This is a genomic window from Gemmobacter aquarius, from assembly GCF_003060865.1.
GTDB classification, from domain to species: Bacteria; Pseudomonadota; Alphaproteobacteria; order Rhodobacterales; family Rhodobacteraceae; genus Paragemmobacter; species Paragemmobacter aquarius.
Genome location: NZ_CP028918.1, coordinates 1,738,477 through 1,754,625, shown reverse-complemented (window position 1 = coordinate 1,754,625; position 16,149 = coordinate 1,738,477). Strand labels below are relative to the sequence as shown.

Here is a 16,149-nt window from a genome sequence, read left to right as displayed (position 1 = left end):
AGATGTGGCGGGGGGCAAGGCTTGCCTACCGCAAAGGGGGGCTTGCGTGCATCGCACGGTCGGAAGCGACACTTGGGCAAGGCTGGTGCGGTTGCGCCGCAAACGGCAGGTGCAGAACGCCATGACCTTTGGTCTGGTGTTTCTGGGGCCGTTGCTGGCGGTGGGTACGTTTCTGGCGTTCGGCCCGCTGAATCAAGGCGGCAATTCGCCGGCGCTGCGGCTGATCCTGCTGGTGGACCTTGTCTATATCCTGATTGCAGCCACGCTTGTCATGGCGCGGGTGGTGCGGATCGTTTCGGACAGGCGCAGCCAGTCGGCAGGATCGCGGTTGCATATGCGGCTGACGGGGGTTTTCGCGGGTGTGGCGTTGGTGCCGACCGTGCTGGTGGCCGTCTTTGCGGTGGTGACGGTAAACTTTGGCCTCGAGGGCTGGTTTTCCGATCGGGTGCGGTCTGTCGTGGGCACGAGCATGGCGGCAGCCGAAGCCTATGAGGCCGAACACCGGCAGGATCTGGTCAACGACGCCGGAAAACTGGCGGCCGATCTGAACCTGCAAAAACAATCGGCATTCTTTCTGGAAGACAGCCAGATGCGTCCTTTCCTGACGCAGGCGCAATCGACCATCCAGCGCGGGTTGAAAGAGGCCTATCTGATCGACGGCGGCGGGGCGTTGCGGACGCGGGGCGAGCGGAGCTATCTGTTCGATTTCGAAACCCCGACGCTAGATGAACTAGACCGCGCAAGGGCCGGAGAAACGGTTCTTATTCAGGATTGGGCAAATAACGAATTCCGCGCGCTTGTCCATCTTGATGCCTTTGCGGACCGCTATCTTTATGTCTCGCGCACGGTGGACGGGTCGATCCTGTCGCTGCTCGACGAGACGCGGGCGACGGTGAACCTGTACCACCAGCTGGAAAGCGAACGCGGGCGGCTCTTGTTCGAGTTCGGGCTGTTGTATCTGGGGTTCGCGCTGATCCTGATCCTCGCGGCGGTCTGGGTCGGGCTTTGGTTTGCCGAGCGGTTGTCGCGGCCCGTGGGGCGTCTGGCCGGTGCGGCGCAAAGGGTCGGCGCGGGCGATCTGGATGTGCAGGTGGTCGAGGACGAGGGCGATGACGAGATCGCCATGCTGGGGCGGCTGTTCAACCAGATGACGCGGCAGTTGAAAGGGCAGCGCGACGCGCTTGTGGTCAGCCACAGCCAGACGGAACGGCGGCGGCGGCTGTTCGATTCGGTCCTGTCGAATGTCACGGCAGGCGTGATCGGGCTGGACAGCGAGGGGCGTGTGGACTTCGCCAACCGCGCGGCGGAACGGCTTTTGGATATCAGCGACGGGTCTTCGGAAGTGCCCCTGTCGGTCGCAGTGCCGGAATTCGCGCATCTGTTCGAGCGTCTGCGCGACGGTGCGATGCCCGCGGCGCAGGAAGAGGTGCGGCTGACGCGCAAGGGCAAGCTGGAAAGCCTGCTGGTTCGGATGTCGGTCCGGCGGAGCGAGCAGGGACGGCTGGAAGGCTATGTCGTGGCCTTTGACGATGTGACCGATCTGGTCAGCGCGCAGCGGATGGCGGCCTGGGGTGATGTGGCACGCCGCATCGCGCACGAGATCAAGAACCCCCTGACGCCGATCGCGCTGTCGGCTGAACGCATCAAGCGCAAGTTCCGCAGTCAGGTTTCCGTGCCCGAGGATCTGGACCAGTATACCGACGTGATCGTGCGCCAGACCAACGACCTGCGCCGGATCGTCGATGAATTTTCCAAATTCGCGCGAATGCCCGAGCCTGACCGCCGCGAGACCGACCTTGGCGCGATCTTGCGCGACGCGCTGTTGTTGCAGGAAAGCGGCCAGCCGGGGGTGACCTTCCGCAAGACGCTGCCCGAAGGGCCCGTGCTGATGGAGGTCGACGGCTCGATGATTTCGCAGGCGCTGACGAACCTGATCAAGAACGCCGGTGAAGCGATTGAAAGTTATCGCGAAACCGGCATTTCGGACGGCTTCGTTCCTGAAATCCGCGTCGAGTTCGTGACCGAACCCGACGCTGCGGTGATCCGGATCATGGACAACGGGACGGGCCTGCCCCCCGATAGGGCGCGGCTTTTCGAGCCTTATGTGACCACGCGGGAAAAGGGCACAGGACTGGGCCTGCCCATCGTCAAGAAGATCATCGAGGAGCATGGCGGAACGCTGGCTTTGCTCGATGCGCCGGTGTTCGACGGAAACGACCATCAGGGCGCAATGGCCGAGTTGCGCTTGCCGAGGGCTGCACGTGCAGCACGGCCCAAGAAACAGGCGGCACAAGCCGCAAATGAAACGCTGACCGCCACCGAGGGGGATCATGAGCAGCATCCTGATCGTAGACGACGAAAAAGACATCCGCGAGCTGATCGCCGATATCCTGAAGGACGAGGGGTATCAGGTGCGTCTGGCTGGCACTTCCGATGCCTGCATGGCCGAAATCAACGCCGAGCCGCCCGCGCTGATGATCCTCGATATCTGGCTGAAGGACAGCCGGATGGACGGGATCGACATTTTGAAGACGGTCAAGCGCGACAATCCCGACGTGCCGGTCGTCATCATCTCGGGGCATGGCAATATCGAGATTGCGGTCGCCGCGATCAAACAGGGGGCCTATGACTTCATCGAAAAGCCCTTCAACATCGACCAGTTGATGGTGGTGGTGAGCCGCGCGATGGAAACGAGCCGCCTGCGCCGCGAGAACATCGAGTTGCGGCGCAAGGATGTGAGCAGCACCGAGATGCTGGGGTCGAGCCCCGCGTTCAAGGCGCTGAAGGCGCAGTTGGACAAGGTGACGAAATCGAACGGGCGGGTGATGCTGACCGGACCTGCCGGTTCGGGCAAGGAGATGGCGGCGCGCTATGTCCATGTGAACTCGAACCGTGCAGGGGCGCCGTTCATTTCGGTGTCGTCGGCGACGATCGAACCGGAACGGATGGAAGAGGTGCTGTTCGGACGCGAGACATCCGAGCGCGGGGTCGAGAAGGGCTTGCTGGAACAGGGGCATGGCGGGGTCGTCTATTTCGACGAAGTGGCCGATATGCCGGTGGGAACACAATCGAAGATCTTGCGCGTGCTGACCGAGCAGCAATTCACGCGGGCCGGCGGGACCGACAAGGTGCGGGTCGATCTGCGGGTGATTTCCTCGACCACGCGCGACCTGCGGGCTGAAATCGCGGCGGGGCGCTTCCGGCAGGAACTGTATGACCGGCTGAACGTGGTGCCGATCGCGGTGCCGAGCCTTGAGGAGCGGCGCGAGGATATTCCGGAACTGACGCGGCATTTCATCGATCTGTTCCATCGCGGTCAGGGCCTGCCCCTGCGCGAACTGACAAGCGAGGCCGAGGCGATGTTGCAGACCATGCCATGGCCCGGAAACGTGCGGCAGTTACGCAACGTGATCGAGCGGGTGCTTATATTGGGCGACGGGCCGGGGCTGATCGAGGCGCGCGAGTTGCCGGGGCAAGAGGCTCCGACCGGCGAGGGCAACCGTCTGGTGCTGGGCGGGGCCATGGCCACGCTGCCGCTGCGCGAGGCCCGCGAGGTGTTCGAGCGCGAGTATCTGCTGACCCAGATCAACCGCTTCGGCGGCAATATCAGCCGCACCGCCAGTTTCGTGGGCATGGAGCGGTCGGCGTTGCACCGCAAGCTGAAATCGCTTGGCGTTGTCACCACGGCGAAATCGGGCGGGCGCATGGCGCGGCTGGACGAGGATTTCGACGGGGTGGACGAGGACGAGGACGAAGCGGTGTGAGGCCTGCGCCGGTTGACCGGCATGTCATCCTCTGCCAAGACAACGCCTCGCACAGCGGCGACCGGAGGCTTGCATGAAGGTGATCATCTGCGGCGCGGGGCAGGTCGGCTGGCAGATTGCCCGCCAGTTGTCGGGCGAGAAGAACGACGTGACGCTGATCGACGTGAACGCCGATCTGGTGCGGCGGGCGTCGGATACGCTGGATGTGCAGGGCGTCGTCGGATTTGCCTCGTATCCCGATGTGCTTGAAAAGGCCGGGGCGCGGGATGCCGACATGATCATCGCCGCGACCCATTCGGACGAGGTGAACATGGTGGCCTGTCAGGTCGCCCATTCGATCTTTTCTGTACCCCGCAAAATCGCGCGGCTGCGGGCGCAAAGCTATCTGGATGCGATCTATTCCGACCTTTACCGCCGTGACCACCTGCCCATCGACGTGGTGATCAGCCCCGAGCGCGAGGTGGCCGAGGCGGCCTTGCAGCGGCTGGCCGCACCCGCGACCTTTGACACAGAAAGTTTCATGCTGGGCCGAGCGCAGCTTTTGGGCATCCAGCTGGACGGGGATTGTCCGGTTCTGAACACGCCGCTGCGGCAGTTGAACGAGTTGTTCCCTTCGCTGCGGGCCATCGTGGTGGGGGTGCGCCGCGACGGACGGCTGTTCGCACCCGAAGCGGGCGACCAGTTGTTCGCCGCAGACCAGATTTACGTCTTTGCCCATTCCGAGGACGTGAACCGCGCCTTGGAAATCTTTGGAAAGCAAACGAAAAAGCAGGAACGCATCGTCATAATCGGCGGGGGCAACGTGGGCCTTGGCGTGGCCCGCGCGCTTGAGGCGCGGACCGACAGGGTGCGTGCCAAGGTGATCGAGAAGAACCGCGCCGTGGCCGAACGGGCGGCCGACGCGCTGGAGCGGACCATCGTGCTGAACGGCGACGGGATGGATATGGACATCCTGATGGAAGCCGCCATCGACCGCGCCGATGCGGTGCTGGCGGTGACCGATGACGACAAGACCAACATCCTTGTCGCCGTGCGCGCCAAGCAGGCGGGCTGCAAGATGTCGATCGCGCTGGTGAACGACCCGACGCTTGCGCCCCTGATGGGGCCGCTGGATATCGACGCCTATATCAACCCGCGGGCAACCACGGTGTCGTCGATCCTGCGCCATATCCGGCATGGCAAGGTGCGGGCGATCTATTCGCTCGGCGACAGCGAGGCCGAGATGATCGAGGCGCAGGTGCTGTCGACCTCGCCACTGGCGGGAAAGCTGATCAGGGATGTCGAATTTCCCGAAGGCGTGCTGGTCGGCGCGCTGATGAAGGGCGAAAAGGTGGTGAAACCCACGGGCGATTTGCGGATCGAGGCGGGCGATGTGATCGCGCTTTTCGTGATGGCGTCCGATGTGCGCGAGGTCGAGCGGTTGCTGCAAGTCTCGATCGACTTTTTCTGATGCTGCGGCGTCTGGCCGATCTGCCGCTTTTGCTGTTGCTCTTGGGGCTGACGGCGGTGGCGATGTGGCTTCCTGCATCGCATGCGGTGATCCATTCCGACCACAAGACGGCGCGGGCGTTCTTCTACTCCAGCCTGATCTTGCTGGTTCTGACCGGCATGATCGGGATCGCGGTGGCAAACCGGCGGCCCCGCAATCCGGTGCGGGCCAGCCTTGCCGCGCTGGTGCTGGCCTATGCCGTTCTGCCCTTCGCGATGGCCTTGCCGGTATACGAAGCCTTGGGCGACACGCGTTTCATCAACGCTTGGTTCGAAATGGTGTCATCCTTCACCACCACGGGGGCCACGGTCTATGACGTGGACCGGTTACCCGAATCGGTACATTTGTGGCGGGCGCTGGTGGGCTGGATGGGCGGGTTCTTCATCCTTGTGGCAGGAATTGCGATCCTCGCGCCGATGAATCTTGGCGGGGTCGAGGTGGTATCGGGCAAGGTGCCGGGGCGCAGTGCGGAAGGGTTGAGCCAGATCACCCATACCGCCACCCCCGCCCGCCGGATGGCGCAGCAAGGGGCTGCAGTCTTTCCTGCCTATGTCGGGCTGACTGTGATTTTGTGGGGGGTTCTTGTCATTGCGGGGGAACGCAGCCTTGTGGCCTTCTGTCACGCGATGTCGTCGGTTTCGACCAGCGGGATCAGTCCGGTAGGGGGGCTGGAGGGGGCGGCTTCGGGGCTTTGGGGCGAGATGGCGGTGTTTGTTGTGCTGCTGGCGGCACTGTCGCGCCGGGCCTGGCCGGGAGCGGCGCTTTACGACCGTGGCGCGCGGTTGGTCAACGACCCCGAGGTGCGGCTGGGCCTGTCGATCGTGGTGGTCCTGCCGGTGCTGTTGTTCCTGCGGCATTGGCTTTACGCGCCCGAAGATGCGGCGGACAGCGTGGCAAGCGCCCTCCACGCGCTGTGGGGCGGGGCCTTTACGACGTTGTCGTTCCTTACGACGACGGGCTTTGTCTCGGTCGACTGGCAGGCGGCGACGGGGTGGTCGGGGCTGGGAACGCCGGGTCTGGTGCTGGCGGGTCTGGCGATCTTTGGCGGCGGGATTGCCACCACGGCGGGCGGGGTCAAGCTGTTGCGGGTCTATGCGCTGCTGCGGCAGGGCGAACGCGAGCTGGAACGATTGGTGCATCCCAATTCCATCGGCGGGGCCGGTGCGACCCTGCGCCGGTTGCGGGGGGAAGGGGCCTATACGGCCTGGATCTTCTTCATCCTGTTCGCCTGCGCGATAGGGGTTTCGATCGCCTTGCTGACGCTTGTTGGCGTGGAGTTCGAACCGGCGATGATCCTGACGGTGGCCGCGCTGACCTCGTCTGGTCCCTTGGCCGAGATTGCAGCGACCGATCCGCTTAGCTATGCGGCCCTTGGGCCGGAGCCGAAGGTGATTTTGGCGGGCGTGATGGTGCTGGGCCGGGTCGAACTCTTGGCGATCCTTGTGCTTTTGTCACCCGACGTCTGGCGACGCTGACACCGGCAATTCAGGGCAAGATACGCAAATCGGGATTTTCGCGCTGGAAACTCGGCGCAACCCGTACCATACTTTACCCGTTGGGCCGCTGACCTGTGCGAGGGACACAGGAGCGACCGGGATTGCGCGACAAGACCAAGAAAAAAGGCAAAGACAAAAAATGGCCAGCGACAAACAAAATTTGCAGGACGCGTTTCTTAATCATGTGCGGAAGGCCAAGGTTCCGGTCACCATTTTCCTGATCAACGGCGTAAAGTTGCAGGGCGTGATCACCTGGTTCGACAATTTTTGCGTTCTTCTGCGCCGGGACGGGCAATCGCAGCTGGTCTACAAGCATGCGATTTCGACCATCATGCCGGGCGCGCCGATCAACCTTTATGAAGGCGAAGACTGATTACCGACCTGCCAGAAGATGACGAAGACGACCTCCTGCCGTATCGGCGGGAAGAGCGTGACCGTTCTACCGCCGCCGAGGTGATGCGCGCTTATGTGCTGCATCCCGATATCCGCAACGACCGCTCGCGGCGCTTGCCCGAGCATGGCTTGGCCGAGGCGGTCAGTCTTGCCGCCGCACTTCCAGACATGGAGGTGGTGGGGGCCGAAGTGGTGCGCCTGCCGCGCTTGCAGCCGGGGATGCTGTTCGGGTCGGGCAAGGTCAAGGAATTGCACGACAAGTTCCACGAATTGAACGTGGGGCTTGTGCTGGTGGACGGGCCGGTGTCGCCCGTGCAGCAGCGCAATCTCGAAAAGGAATGGGAGGTCAAGCTGCTGGATCGGACCGGCCTGATCCTCGAAATCTTTGCCGACAGGGCACGCACGCGCGAAGGCGTGTTGCAGGTGGAACTGGCCGCGCTGTCCTATCAGCGCACGCGGCTGGTGCGGGCCTGGACCCACCTTGAACGGCAGCGCGGCGGCTTCGGCTTCGTCGGCGGTCCGGGCGAGACGCAGATCGAGGCGGACCGCAGGGCCATCGACGATCAGGTGATCCGCCTTAAGCGGCAGCTCGACAAGGTGGTACGGACGCGCGAATTGCACCGCGCGGCGCGGCGCAAGGTGCCGTTCCCGATCGTTGCCCTGGTGGGTTACACCAACGCGGGCAAATCGACGCTGTTCAACCGGATGACCGGTGCGGATGTGCTGGCAAAGGACATGCTCTTTGCCACGCTCGACCCCACCATGCGGGGGGTGATGCTGCCTTCGGGGCGCAAGATCATCGTTTCCGATACGGTGGGCTTCATCTCGGACCTGCCGACGCAACTGGTTGCCGCTTTCCGCGCGACGCTGGAAGAGGTTCTGGAAGCCGACCTGGTGGTGCATGTGCGCGATATCAGCCATCCCGAAAGCGGCGAACAGGCGCAGGATGTGGCCGATATCCTGCAATCCTTGGGCGTTGGTGCGGGGACGCCGCAGCTTGAGGTTTGGAACAAGCTTGACCTTGTGGATGCCAGCCAGCGCGAGGCTTTGACTGCACAGGCCACCACGCGCGAGCGGGTGTTTCCGGTGTCGGCGCTGACCGGCGAGGGGATTTCGCATCTGCTCGACGTGATTTCCGGCGTCTTCGACGAGGAAAAGACCGAGCGTTTGATCGCCGTGCCGTTCAGTGACGGGCGGCGGCGGGCGTGGTTGCATGCCGAAGGCGTGGTGCTGTCGGAAAACGCGACCGATACCGGCTTTGCCGTTCAGGTGCGCTGGACCGCGCGGCAGGAAAAGCGTTACCGCGACTTGTGAGGTGCGGATTCGCGGTGGGCGAGGATATCTGGCAGGCGGGTTTCGACCCAAGCGGCCAGTTGGCGCACCAATCCCGCCGCCTCGGTCCCGATGGGGGTGAGCGAATAATCGACATGCGGCGGGACCACGTCATGGGCGACGCGCGTGACCATGCCGTCGGCTTCCAGCCCTTGCAGGGTTTGCGCCAGCATCCGTTCGCTGACATCGCCCACGGCGCGTCGCAGGGCGGAAAAGCGCATCGTCTTGCCGGATAGCGCCACCAGAACCAGCGCACCCCAGCGACTGGTCAGGTGGTGCAGGACCTGCCGAGACGGGCAGGCGGGGTGCAGGACATTCGGGGCGAAAGAGCCGTCCATCGGGTGCCTTGGTGAAAAGTTCATACTAACAGAAATGTACGTACTTCCTTTTCGTAAGTAAAGGCGTAACTGGGGTGGGCAACCAGCGAAAAGAGAGTTTGTTCATGACCATCGCCGTTACCGGAGCCACGGGCCAATTGGGCCGTCTTGCCATTTCCGCAATCAAGGCGCGGGGCGGAAGTGCCGTTGCCCTTGCGCGTTCCCCCGCGAAAGCTGCCGATAAGGGGGTCGAGGCGCGGGCCTTTGATTATACCGACCCTGCGAGTTTTGCGTCGTTGGCGGGGGTGAAGACGCTGGTGCTGATCTCGTCGAACGATTTCGACGATCGCATTGGCCAGCATACCCGCGTGATCGATGCCGCCAAGGCGGCGGGCGTTGGGCGGGTGATTTATACCAGCCTGCTGCGGGCCGATACGTCGCCCATGCTGCTGGCAGCCGATCACAAGGCGACCGAGGCGCATATCAAGGCATCGGGGCTTGGCTATACCGTGCTCCGCAATGGCTGGTATACCGAAAACCACACCGGATCGCTGGGCGGTGCCATTGCCGCGGGGGCGATGATCGGGTCGGCGGGCGCGGGGCGGTTCAGTTCTGCGGCGCGGGCCGATTATGCCGAGGCGATTGCCGCCGTGGCGCTGGGTGACGGGCATTCGGGCAAGGTTTACGAGCTTGGCGGAGATGTGTCCTATTCGCTGGCCGAGATGGCGGCGGAGGTGGCGCGGCAGACTGGCAAGGCGGTAGGCTACAGCGACCTGCCGCCGGAAACCTATGCCGGCATCCTGCAGTCCTTTGGCCTGCCTGCGGGCTTTGCCCATGTGCTGGCAGACAGCGATGTGCATGCGTCGCGGGGGGCCTTGGAGGAGAATTCGGGCACTCTGTCGCGCCTGATCGGGCGGGCGACGACGCCGATGGCGCAAACGGTCGCGGCGGCGATCTGACCAAAGGCGGGGGCGGTCAGCGCCCCCGTCTCTGCCAATCGTCGCGCTTGAGCGCGAAATAGACCGAGTCGCACCATTCGTCGCGCCACTGCATCGTGCGGCTGGCGCGGCGGGTTTCGACAAAGCCGAGACGGGACAGCAGTTTCAGGCTGGCTGCGTTGCGGGGGTCGGCCTCGGCCACCAGTTCGGGCAGGGCGTGGGTGGCAAAGAGATGCGGGATGACGGCCTCCATCGCCTCGGACGCAAGGCCTTGTCTTTGGAAATCGGGGTGCAGCAGGAAACCCACCTCGGGGATGCGCCACATGCCGGCCTTGCCGATGATGCGGCCCTGATGTTCGATCAGGTAATCGTCGGCATCATTGGCGATCAACGCGGCCAGCCAGTCGCGGCTTTCTTGCATCGTTTCGTGTTCGGGGCGCGACCAATAGCGCATGGCGCGGCGGTCTGACAGCATGGCGTGGACATCGGCCAGATCACTGGGCCGCGCAGGGCGCAGGATCAGGCGCGGTGTGCGGATCATGGGGGCGGGTTCAGGTGGGTGATGCCCACGGCGGCGGCGCGGGCAAGGTCGGGGTCGAGCGACATGGGCACGTATTCTCCGCGCCGCCAGAGTTCGCCAAGATCATCGTAGAAGCGTGACAGCGGATGGCCCGATTGGCCGGTCGAAGTAATGAAGACCGAGGAGTCGGGGTCGGCAAAATCGTAAACCCCGCGATAGCCCGCGCCATGCACGTTCAGGAAAGGGTCGGGACCGCTGCCCTTGGTCACGCCGCGCATCAGGGTGTTGTCGTCGCCGCTGGTCGATTGGGTGATGTTGACGAAATAGCGCACCACCGGCACCTCGCCGAGGATCGGGTGGTTCTGGGCGGCAAGGTGGGCATCGCCCCAGCGCCAGCTTTCGGGGTTGGGGCCGTAGGTTTCGGTCAGTTGCAACAGCGCGTCGTCCAGCGCCATGCGGGCCGTGTCGGTACAGCTTTCCACGGGGGCCGATTGCACCACATCGCACCAGATGCTGGCGCCGTCGATGTTGCGGAAGATGCGTTCGATCAGCAGCGGTTCGACATGCGTGAAGGTGTCGGCAAGCGGGCCGAGATCATCGCGGATCAGCCGGTCTTGCAGGGCGCGCAGCCACGCCTGATAGATCAGGGGTTCCGGCAGGTGTTCGTTCATCTCGCCGTTCCATGCCGCGAGCAGTTGCAGCGCCTGTTGGCGCAGGCGGTCTGGCGTGCCTTCGGGCGCGGCCTCGCCGGTGAACCACAGATCGGCGCCGATCAGCGGCAAGAGCGAACGGGCGGTGAACGACACGGTATCGAGCTGTGCTTCGATGAAGCTTTCGCGGGTATGCACCTCGCGCGTTTTCATCAGCGACAGCCAGCGCTGGATGCGTTGGGTGTCGCCCCAGTCATAGCTGACATGCAACGGGAAGGGGCGGTCGACGGTCTTGTTGTTGGTGTTGCCGATCAGGCCCGAGCGGGGGTTCACCTCGCGCGGGTTGTCCTCATAGGGGAACACGCCCTGCCAGCGGTTCGCTGCGATCCAGCCCGGTTGAGGCATGCGGCCCTTGCTCTGGCTGGCAGGGTCGCGCTTGGGCATGGCGCCGACCATTTGCAGGGCGATGCCGTTCTGGTCTGCCAGCATCAGGTTCTGCGAGGGCGCGACGAACAGGCGGCCTGCCTCGATCGCCTGATCCACGGTCTTGGACTGCATCAGCCGGATGGCCGAGGTCATGCTGGTATCGGCGGGCGAAAGGCCGGTCCATGACAGGGCGGCGACATGGCCTGCGGGGGTGATCGAGCCGATGTCGTAATGACTGCCGGGAAAGACGGGGCCATTGTCGGTCCAGCGCAGGGTGATGGTGACGGGGGCGGCGTCTTTCACCGTGATGATGGATTTGCGGGTGAGGAAGGGTTTCCAGCCGTTCGGGGTGCGGTATTCTTCGGGTTGGCTGGGTTCACCTCTTCGATGAACAGGTCTTGATCGTCGAGGTAGCTGGAGGTCAGGCCCCATCCCAGCACATCGGACCGACCGACAAGCACGGCAGGGATGCCGGGGATGGTGGCCCCGATCACGCCGCCCGATTGCAGTTGCAGGCGGGCAAGATACCAGATGGTCGGCGCGGTAAAGCCAAGGTGCGGGTCGTTGGCCAGCAGCGAGCCGCCCGCTGCCGAGCGGTTAGGGCTTGCCGCCCAAGCGTTCGACGCTCCGGCCGTGTCGCGGTCGGGAAAGGGCGAAAGCGGGCCGAGGTCGGCTTTGCGGAACGGGGCCGTGCTGGGCGAAACCTTGGGGACGATGCTGGCGTAATCGGGCAAGGCCATGATGCCCTGTCCCGGATCGTCGGGAAGGATGTCGGCCAGCCGTGCGGCGGGCAAAAGCAGCGACAGGCGGGCGCGCAGAACCTCGTTTTCAAGCTGGCCAGACATTTGCAGCGCCATGAGCTTGATGATCGCGATGGAATCGGCGGGTTGCCAAGCGGCGATTTCGTTGGAAAAGAAGAAGAATTCGGGCGCGCCGCGGCCAAGAGCGTCTTTGTTGACCTGTGCGATCCATGCGTTCACCCCGCGCGAATAGGCATCGAGCGCGGCGTGGGTCGCCGCGTCCTGTGCGGAAAGCGAGGATTGCGCGAGGGTGTAAAGGTCGAAGCGGCGGATCAACTCGTCTATCCGCAGGGTGCGGGTGCCGAACACCTCGGACAGGCGGCCTTGGGCGGTGCGGCGCAGCATCGTCATCTGCCAAAGCCGGTCCTGGGCATGGGCAAAGCCGAGCGCGTAATAGACATCGGCATCGGCCTTGCCGAAGATATGGGGCACGTTGTCGTTGTTGCGAACGATCTCGACCGGCTGCGACAGGCCGGGCAGGGTGTAATCGGCGGAATAATCGGGCAAGGACCGCGACAGGAAGTAATAGCCAACCACAAGGCACAGCACGCCCAGCACGATCAGGCCGGTCAGAAGACGCATGAGCCAACGAAATACGAGAAACATCGGGTGCCAGTTCTTTAGGGGTGTTCTTGACGGCAGGGGTGCGATGGTTTCCTAGTCCAGAACCGCCCGAAGGGCAACGTATCGGCAAAGGATCAGCGGCATGGCGAAACTGGCGTTTCTGGGCTTGGGCGTGATGGGTGGCCCGATGGCGCGGCATCTGGCGGCCAAGGGGCATGAGGTGACGGTTTACAACCGCACGGCGGCGCGGGCCGAGGCATGGGTTGCCGCGCATGGCGGGCAAATGGCCGCCACCCCGCGTGATGCTGCAGCGGGGGCGGATGTGGTGCTGGCTTGCGTCGGCAATGATGATGATCTGCGGTCGGTCTGCACGGGGCCTGACGGAGCCTTTGCGGGGATGGCAGCGGGGACGCTGTTTGTCGATCACACCACGGTGTCGGCGCAGGTGACGCGCGAGTTGGCGGGCGTGGCGGCGGGGCTGGGGATCGGGTTTGTCGACGCTCCGGTGTCGGGCGGGCAGGCCGGGGCCGAGAATGGCGCGCTGTCGGTGATGTGCGGCGGGACTGGGACCGATTATGCACGGGCCGAGGCGGTGATCGCCGCCTATGCGCGGGTCTGCAAGCGCTTGGGCGAAAGTGGTGCTGGCCAGATTGCCAAGATGATGAACCAGATCTGCATCGCGGGGCTGGTGCAGGGATTGTCCGAGGCGCTGGCCTTTGGCGAGAAGGCGGGACTGGATGGCGAGGCGGTGGTCGAGGTGATCGCCCAAGGCGCGGCGGGGTCTTGGCAGATGGTCAACCGGCACAAGACCATGCTGGCGGGCAATTTCGACTTCGGCTTTGCCGTGGACTGGATGCGGAAAGATCTGAAGATCTGTCTGGAAACCGCCGACGCGATCGGGGCAAGCCTGCCTGTGACAGCGTTGGTGGACCAGTTCTACAAGGACGTGCAGCAAATGGGTGGCGGACGCAACGACACATCAAGCCTGATCCGCCGGCTTCGCAAAGGCTAGATCAGCGCAACCCAGGCGCGGGCGATGGCGAGCCCCGCCGCATCGGCCCGCGCGCCGAAACGCGCGGCGGCGGTGCTGTGGCCACCCCCGCTCCACCCCGGTTCGAGGCGGTCGGTGAGGGGCGCGAATTCGCGTGTCCAGTCGGCGACCATGGGGCGCGAGGCCTCGAAATGGAACTGCATGCCATAGGTGGCGCGGCCGATGCGGAAGCACTGGTTTTGCGCGGCGGGTGACGAGGCGAGGCGGGCGGCAGTGTCGGGCAGGGTGAAGGTGTCGGAATGCCACTGGAAGATCGGAAAGCTGGCGGGCAGGCCCGAAAGCACCGGATCGGTCTTTGCGGCTTCGGTTTGTGTCACGTCGCGCCAGCCGAATTCGGGCGCGGCGCCAAGCTGGTTCTCGGCGCCATGGCCACGGGCGAGGATCTGTGCCCCGAGGCAGATGCCCAGAACGGCGCGGTCCATGGCTGCGGTTTCTCGCATCAGGTCGGCAAGGGCGGGCAGATAGGGATGCGTGTCATCGGACCGCGCCGATTGTTCGCCCCCGAACACCACCAGCGCGTCATGGTCGCCAAGCTCGGGCAGGCGTCCATCAGCCCAGGGTTTGTAAAGATCTATGCGGGCGGCCTGTTCGTGCAGCGCCACGCCGACCTGACCGTGATGGGTGATGCGGGTGTTCTCGACGATGGCGACGCGCATGATGTCCCTTTCGGCTTGTGCGCCCAATCTGCATGGCGGGGGTGCGGGGGCAAGCGCGAAAGCGGGGGCCAGCCCCCGCACCCCCGGGATATTTAGCCAGCGTGAAAGGAAGGTGGTCTGCGGTTTCACCCTTGCCCAAATACTCATCTTATATCCTGCAAACGCGGGTGTCGGTCGGAAACCGGGGGATTCCCGCTTGCGCGTCGGCACGGGTCGTGAAAGGGGGAATTGCCAAACGAACACTCCCACGGAGGCGACCCATGGAGATTCGCGAGGCTTACACCTTTGATGATGTTCTGCTGGTTCCGGCGGCAAGCTCGGTACTGCCGTCCGAGGCGGATACGTCCACATTCGTGACCAAATCGATCCGGATGAACATCCCGCTCCTGTCGAGCGCGATGGATACCGTGACCGAAGGCCGCATGGCGATCGCCATGGCGCAGGCGGGCGGGATCGGGGTGATCCACCGCAACCTCGACACCGAGGCGCAGGCGACCGAAGTGCGACGGGTCAAACGTTTCGAAAGCGGTGTGGTCTATGCGCCGATCACGCTGACACCCGACCAGACGCTGGCGGATGCCAAGGTGCTGATGGAACGCTACAACATCACCGGATTTCCGGTGGTCGACGCGCAAGGCCGCGTGGTGGGGATCGTGACCAACCGCGACATGCGCTTTGCCAGCGACGACCGCACGCCGGTTTCGGTGATGATGTCTTCGGAAAACCTCGCGCTGCTGCGCGAACCCGTAGATCGCGATGCCGCGATCAGCCTGATGAAGGCGCGGCGGATCGAGAAACTGCTGGTGACCGACGGCAAGGGTGTGCTGACCGGCCTTCTGACGCTGAAGGATACCGAAAAGGCCGTGCTGAACCCGCATGCCTGCAAGGACGAGATGGGGCGGCTGCGGGTGGCGGCGGCCTCGACCGTCGGCGATGCCGGGTTCGAGCGGTCGCAGGCGCTGATCGAAGCGGGGGTGGACATGGTGGTGATCGACACCGCGCATGGACACTCCGAAGGGGTAGCCCGCGCGGTCGAGCGGATCAAGAAGCTGTCCAATACCGTGCAGGTCGTGGCTGGCAACGTGGCGACGGGCGAGGCGACGCGGGCGTTGATCGGCGCGGGCGCAGATGCGGTCAAGGTGGGGATCGGCCCGGGGTCTATCTGCACCACGCGGATCGTGGCGGGCGTGGGCGTGCCGCAACTGACCGCGATCATGGATTCGGCGCGGGCGGCGGGCGATATTCCGGTCATCGCGGATGGCGGGATCAAGTATTCGGGTGATTTCGCAAAGGCCATCGCGGCGGGCGCGTCCTGTGCGATGGTGGGTTCGGCGATTGCCGGAACCGACGAGTCCCCCGGCGAGGTGATCTTGTGGAACGGCCGGTCGTTCAAGGCCTACCGCGGCATGGGTAGCCTGGGTGCCATGGCGCGGGGGTCGGCGGACCGCTATTTCCAGAAGGATGCCGCCAGTGACAAGCTGGTGCCTGAAGGGATCGAGGGACAGGTGCCCTACAAGGGGTCGGCTGCGGCGGTCATCCACCAGATGGTCGGCGGCCTGCGCGCCGCGATGGGCTATACCGGCTGCGCCACCGTGGCCGAGATGCAGGCAAACTGCCAGTTCGTGCGGATCACCGGCGCGGGGCTGAAGGAAAGCCATGTGCATGACGTGCAGATCACGCGCGAGTCCCCGAACTACCGCGTGGGCTGACGGGCGTTGCAAAAGGATGAAGCGGGGCGGGGCGCAGGTCTTGC

The 16,149-nt window shown here is 64.3% G+C and carries 11 protein-coding genes and 2 pseudogenes; 9 read left to right on the top strand and 4 right to left on the bottom strand.

The window, feature by feature from the left end; genetic code table 11:
* Nucleotides 1-46: 46 nt before the first annotated feature.
* From HYN69_RS08435 to hflX, 6 genes and pseudogenes are all read left to right on the top strand, one after another.
* Nucleotides 47-2,305: pseudogene (locus HYN69_RS08435) on the top strand (ATP-binding protein); the annotation flags it as partial.
* 25 nt (nt 2,306-2,330) lie between these two features.
* On the top strand, nt 2,331-3,764 hold the full coding sequence (gene ntrX / locus HYN69_RS08430) for a nitrogen assimilation response regulator NtrX (protein WP_108435353.1): 1,434 nt from the start codon (nt 2,331-2,333) through the stop codon (nt 3,762-3,764).
* Nucleotides 3,765-3,837: 73 nt separating this feature from the next.
* A complete protein-coding gene (trkA, locus tag HYN69_RS08425; RefSeq protein ID WP_108435352.1) occupies nt 3,838-5,214 on the top strand; it encodes a Trk system potassium transporter TrkA in 1,377 nt (458 codons plus the stop codon).
* On the top strand, nt 5,214-6,728 hold the full coding sequence (locus tag HYN69_RS08420) for a TrkH family potassium uptake protein (protein WP_108435351.1): 1,515 nt from the start codon (nt 5,214-5,216) through the stop codon (nt 6,726-6,728). The genes trkA and HYN69_RS08420 overlap by 1 nt, the downstream gene beginning before the upstream one ends.
* A gap of 160 nt (nt 6,729-6,888) precedes the next feature.
* Nucleotides 6,889-7,122, top strand: coding sequence for an RNA chaperone Hfq (hfq, locus tag HYN69_RS08415; RefSeq protein WP_108435350.1), 234 nt, complete (start codon nt 6,889-6,891; stop codon nt 7,120-7,122).
* The gene (gene hflX / locus HYN69_RS08410) at nt 7,122-8,456 is read left to right on the top strand and encodes a GTPase HflX (RefSeq protein ID WP_407925257.1); all 1,335 of its coding nucleotides are present in this window, start codon (nt 7,122-7,124) and stop codon (nt 8,454-8,456) included. Before hfq ends, hflX begins: the two co-directional genes overlap by 1 nt.
* Here the strand turns inward: hflX and HYN69_RS08405 are convergent.
* Nucleotides 8,441-8,812, bottom strand: coding sequence for a winged helix-turn-helix transcriptional regulator (locus HYN69_RS08405; RefSeq protein ID WP_108435348.1), 372 nt, complete (start codon nt 8,810-8,812; stop codon nt 8,441-8,443). The two genes, hflX and HYN69_RS08405, sit on opposite strands and share 16 nt — an antisense overlap.
* Before the next feature lie 104 nt (nt 8,813-8,916).
* Here HYN69_RS08405 and HYN69_RS08400 point away from each other — a divergent pair, with 104 nt between their 5' ends.
* Entirely contained in the window at nt 8,917-9,750 is an 834-nt protein-coding gene (locus HYN69_RS08400) for an SDR family oxidoreductase (RefSeq protein WP_108435347.1), read from the top strand.
* 16 nt (nt 9,751-9,766) lie between these two features.
* On the opposite strand, the gene HYN69_RS08395 is transcribed toward HYN69_RS08400, so the two are convergent.
* Complete coding sequence (locus HYN69_RS08395) at nt 9,767-10,270, bottom strand: GNAT family N-acetyltransferase (protein ID WP_108435346.1); 504 nt, start codon at nt 10,268-10,270, stop codon at nt 9,767-9,769.
* Nucleotides 10,267-12,731, bottom strand: a pseudogene (locus tag HYN69_RS08390) (penicillin acylase family protein). Before HYN69_RS08390 ends, HYN69_RS08395 begins: the two are co-directional and overlap by 4 nt.
* Nucleotides 12,732-12,831: 100 nt before the next feature.
* On the opposite strand from HYN69_RS08390, the gene HYN69_RS08385 reads away from it, so the two are divergent.
* Nucleotides 12,832-13,701 (top strand): NAD(P)-dependent oxidoreductase, encoded by an 870-nt coding sequence (locus tag HYN69_RS08385; protein ID WP_108435345.1) that lies wholly within the window; start codon nt 12,832-12,834, stop codon nt 13,699-13,701.
* On the opposite strand, the gene HYN69_RS08380 is transcribed toward HYN69_RS08385, so the two are convergent.
* Nucleotides 13,698-14,396: a type 1 glutamine amidotransferase gene (locus HYN69_RS08380; protein WP_108435344.1), complete on the bottom strand. Its 699-nt coding sequence runs from the start codon at nt 14,394-14,396 to the stop codon at nt 13,698-13,700. The two genes, HYN69_RS08385 and HYN69_RS08380, sit on opposite strands and share 4 nt — an antisense overlap.
* A 260-nt stretch (nt 14,397-14,656) precedes the next feature.
* Here HYN69_RS08380 and guaB point away from each other — a divergent pair, with 260 nt between their 5' ends.
* Nucleotides 14,657-16,105: an IMP dehydrogenase gene (guaB, locus tag HYN69_RS08375; RefSeq protein ID WP_108435343.1), complete on the top strand. Its 1,449-nt coding sequence runs from the start codon at nt 14,657-14,659 to the stop codon at nt 16,103-16,105.
* The last annotated feature ends 44 nt before the right edge of the window (nt 16,106-16,149 follow it).

What these genes read in the sequence shown, in the direction of transcription:
- ntrX (WP_108435353.1), top strand. Translation starts at nt 2,331, where the DNA reads ATGAGCAGCATCCTGATCGTAGACGACGAAAAAGACATCCGCGAGCTG.
- trkA (WP_108435352.1), top strand. Translation starts at nt 3,838, where the DNA reads ATGAAGGTGATCATCTGCGGCGCGGGGCAGGTCGGCTGGCAGATTGCC.
- HYN69_RS08420 (WP_108435351.1), top strand. Translation starts at nt 5,214, where the DNA reads ATGCTGCGGCGTCTGGCCGATCTGCCGCTTTTGCTGTTGCTCTTGGGG.
- hfq (WP_108435350.1), top strand. Translation starts at nt 6,889, where the DNA reads ATGGCCAGCGACAAACAAAATTTGCAGGACGCGTTTCTTAATCATGTG.
- HYN69_RS08405 (WP_108435348.1), bottom strand. Translation starts at nt 8,812, where the DNA reads ATGGACGGCTCTTTCGCCCCGAATGTCCTGCACCCCGCCTGCCCGTCT.
- HYN69_RS08400 (WP_108435347.1), top strand. Translation starts at nt 8,917, where the DNA reads ATGACCATCGCCGTTACCGGAGCCACGGGCCAATTGGGCCGTCTTGCC.
- HYN69_RS08395 (WP_108435346.1), bottom strand. Translation starts at nt 10,270, where the DNA reads ATGATCCGCACACCGCGCCTGATCCTGCGCCCTGCGCGGCCCAGTGAT.
- HYN69_RS08385 (WP_108435345.1), top strand. Translation starts at nt 12,832, where the DNA reads ATGGCGAAACTGGCGTTTCTGGGCTTGGGCGTGATGGGTGGCCCGATG.
- HYN69_RS08380 (WP_108435344.1), bottom strand. Translation starts at nt 14,396, where the DNA reads ATGCGCGTCGCCATCGTCGAGAACACCCGCATCACCCATCACGGTCAG.
- guaB (WP_108435343.1), top strand. Translation starts at nt 14,657, where the DNA reads ATGGAGATTCGCGAGGCTTACACCTTTGATGATGTTCTGCTGGTTCCG.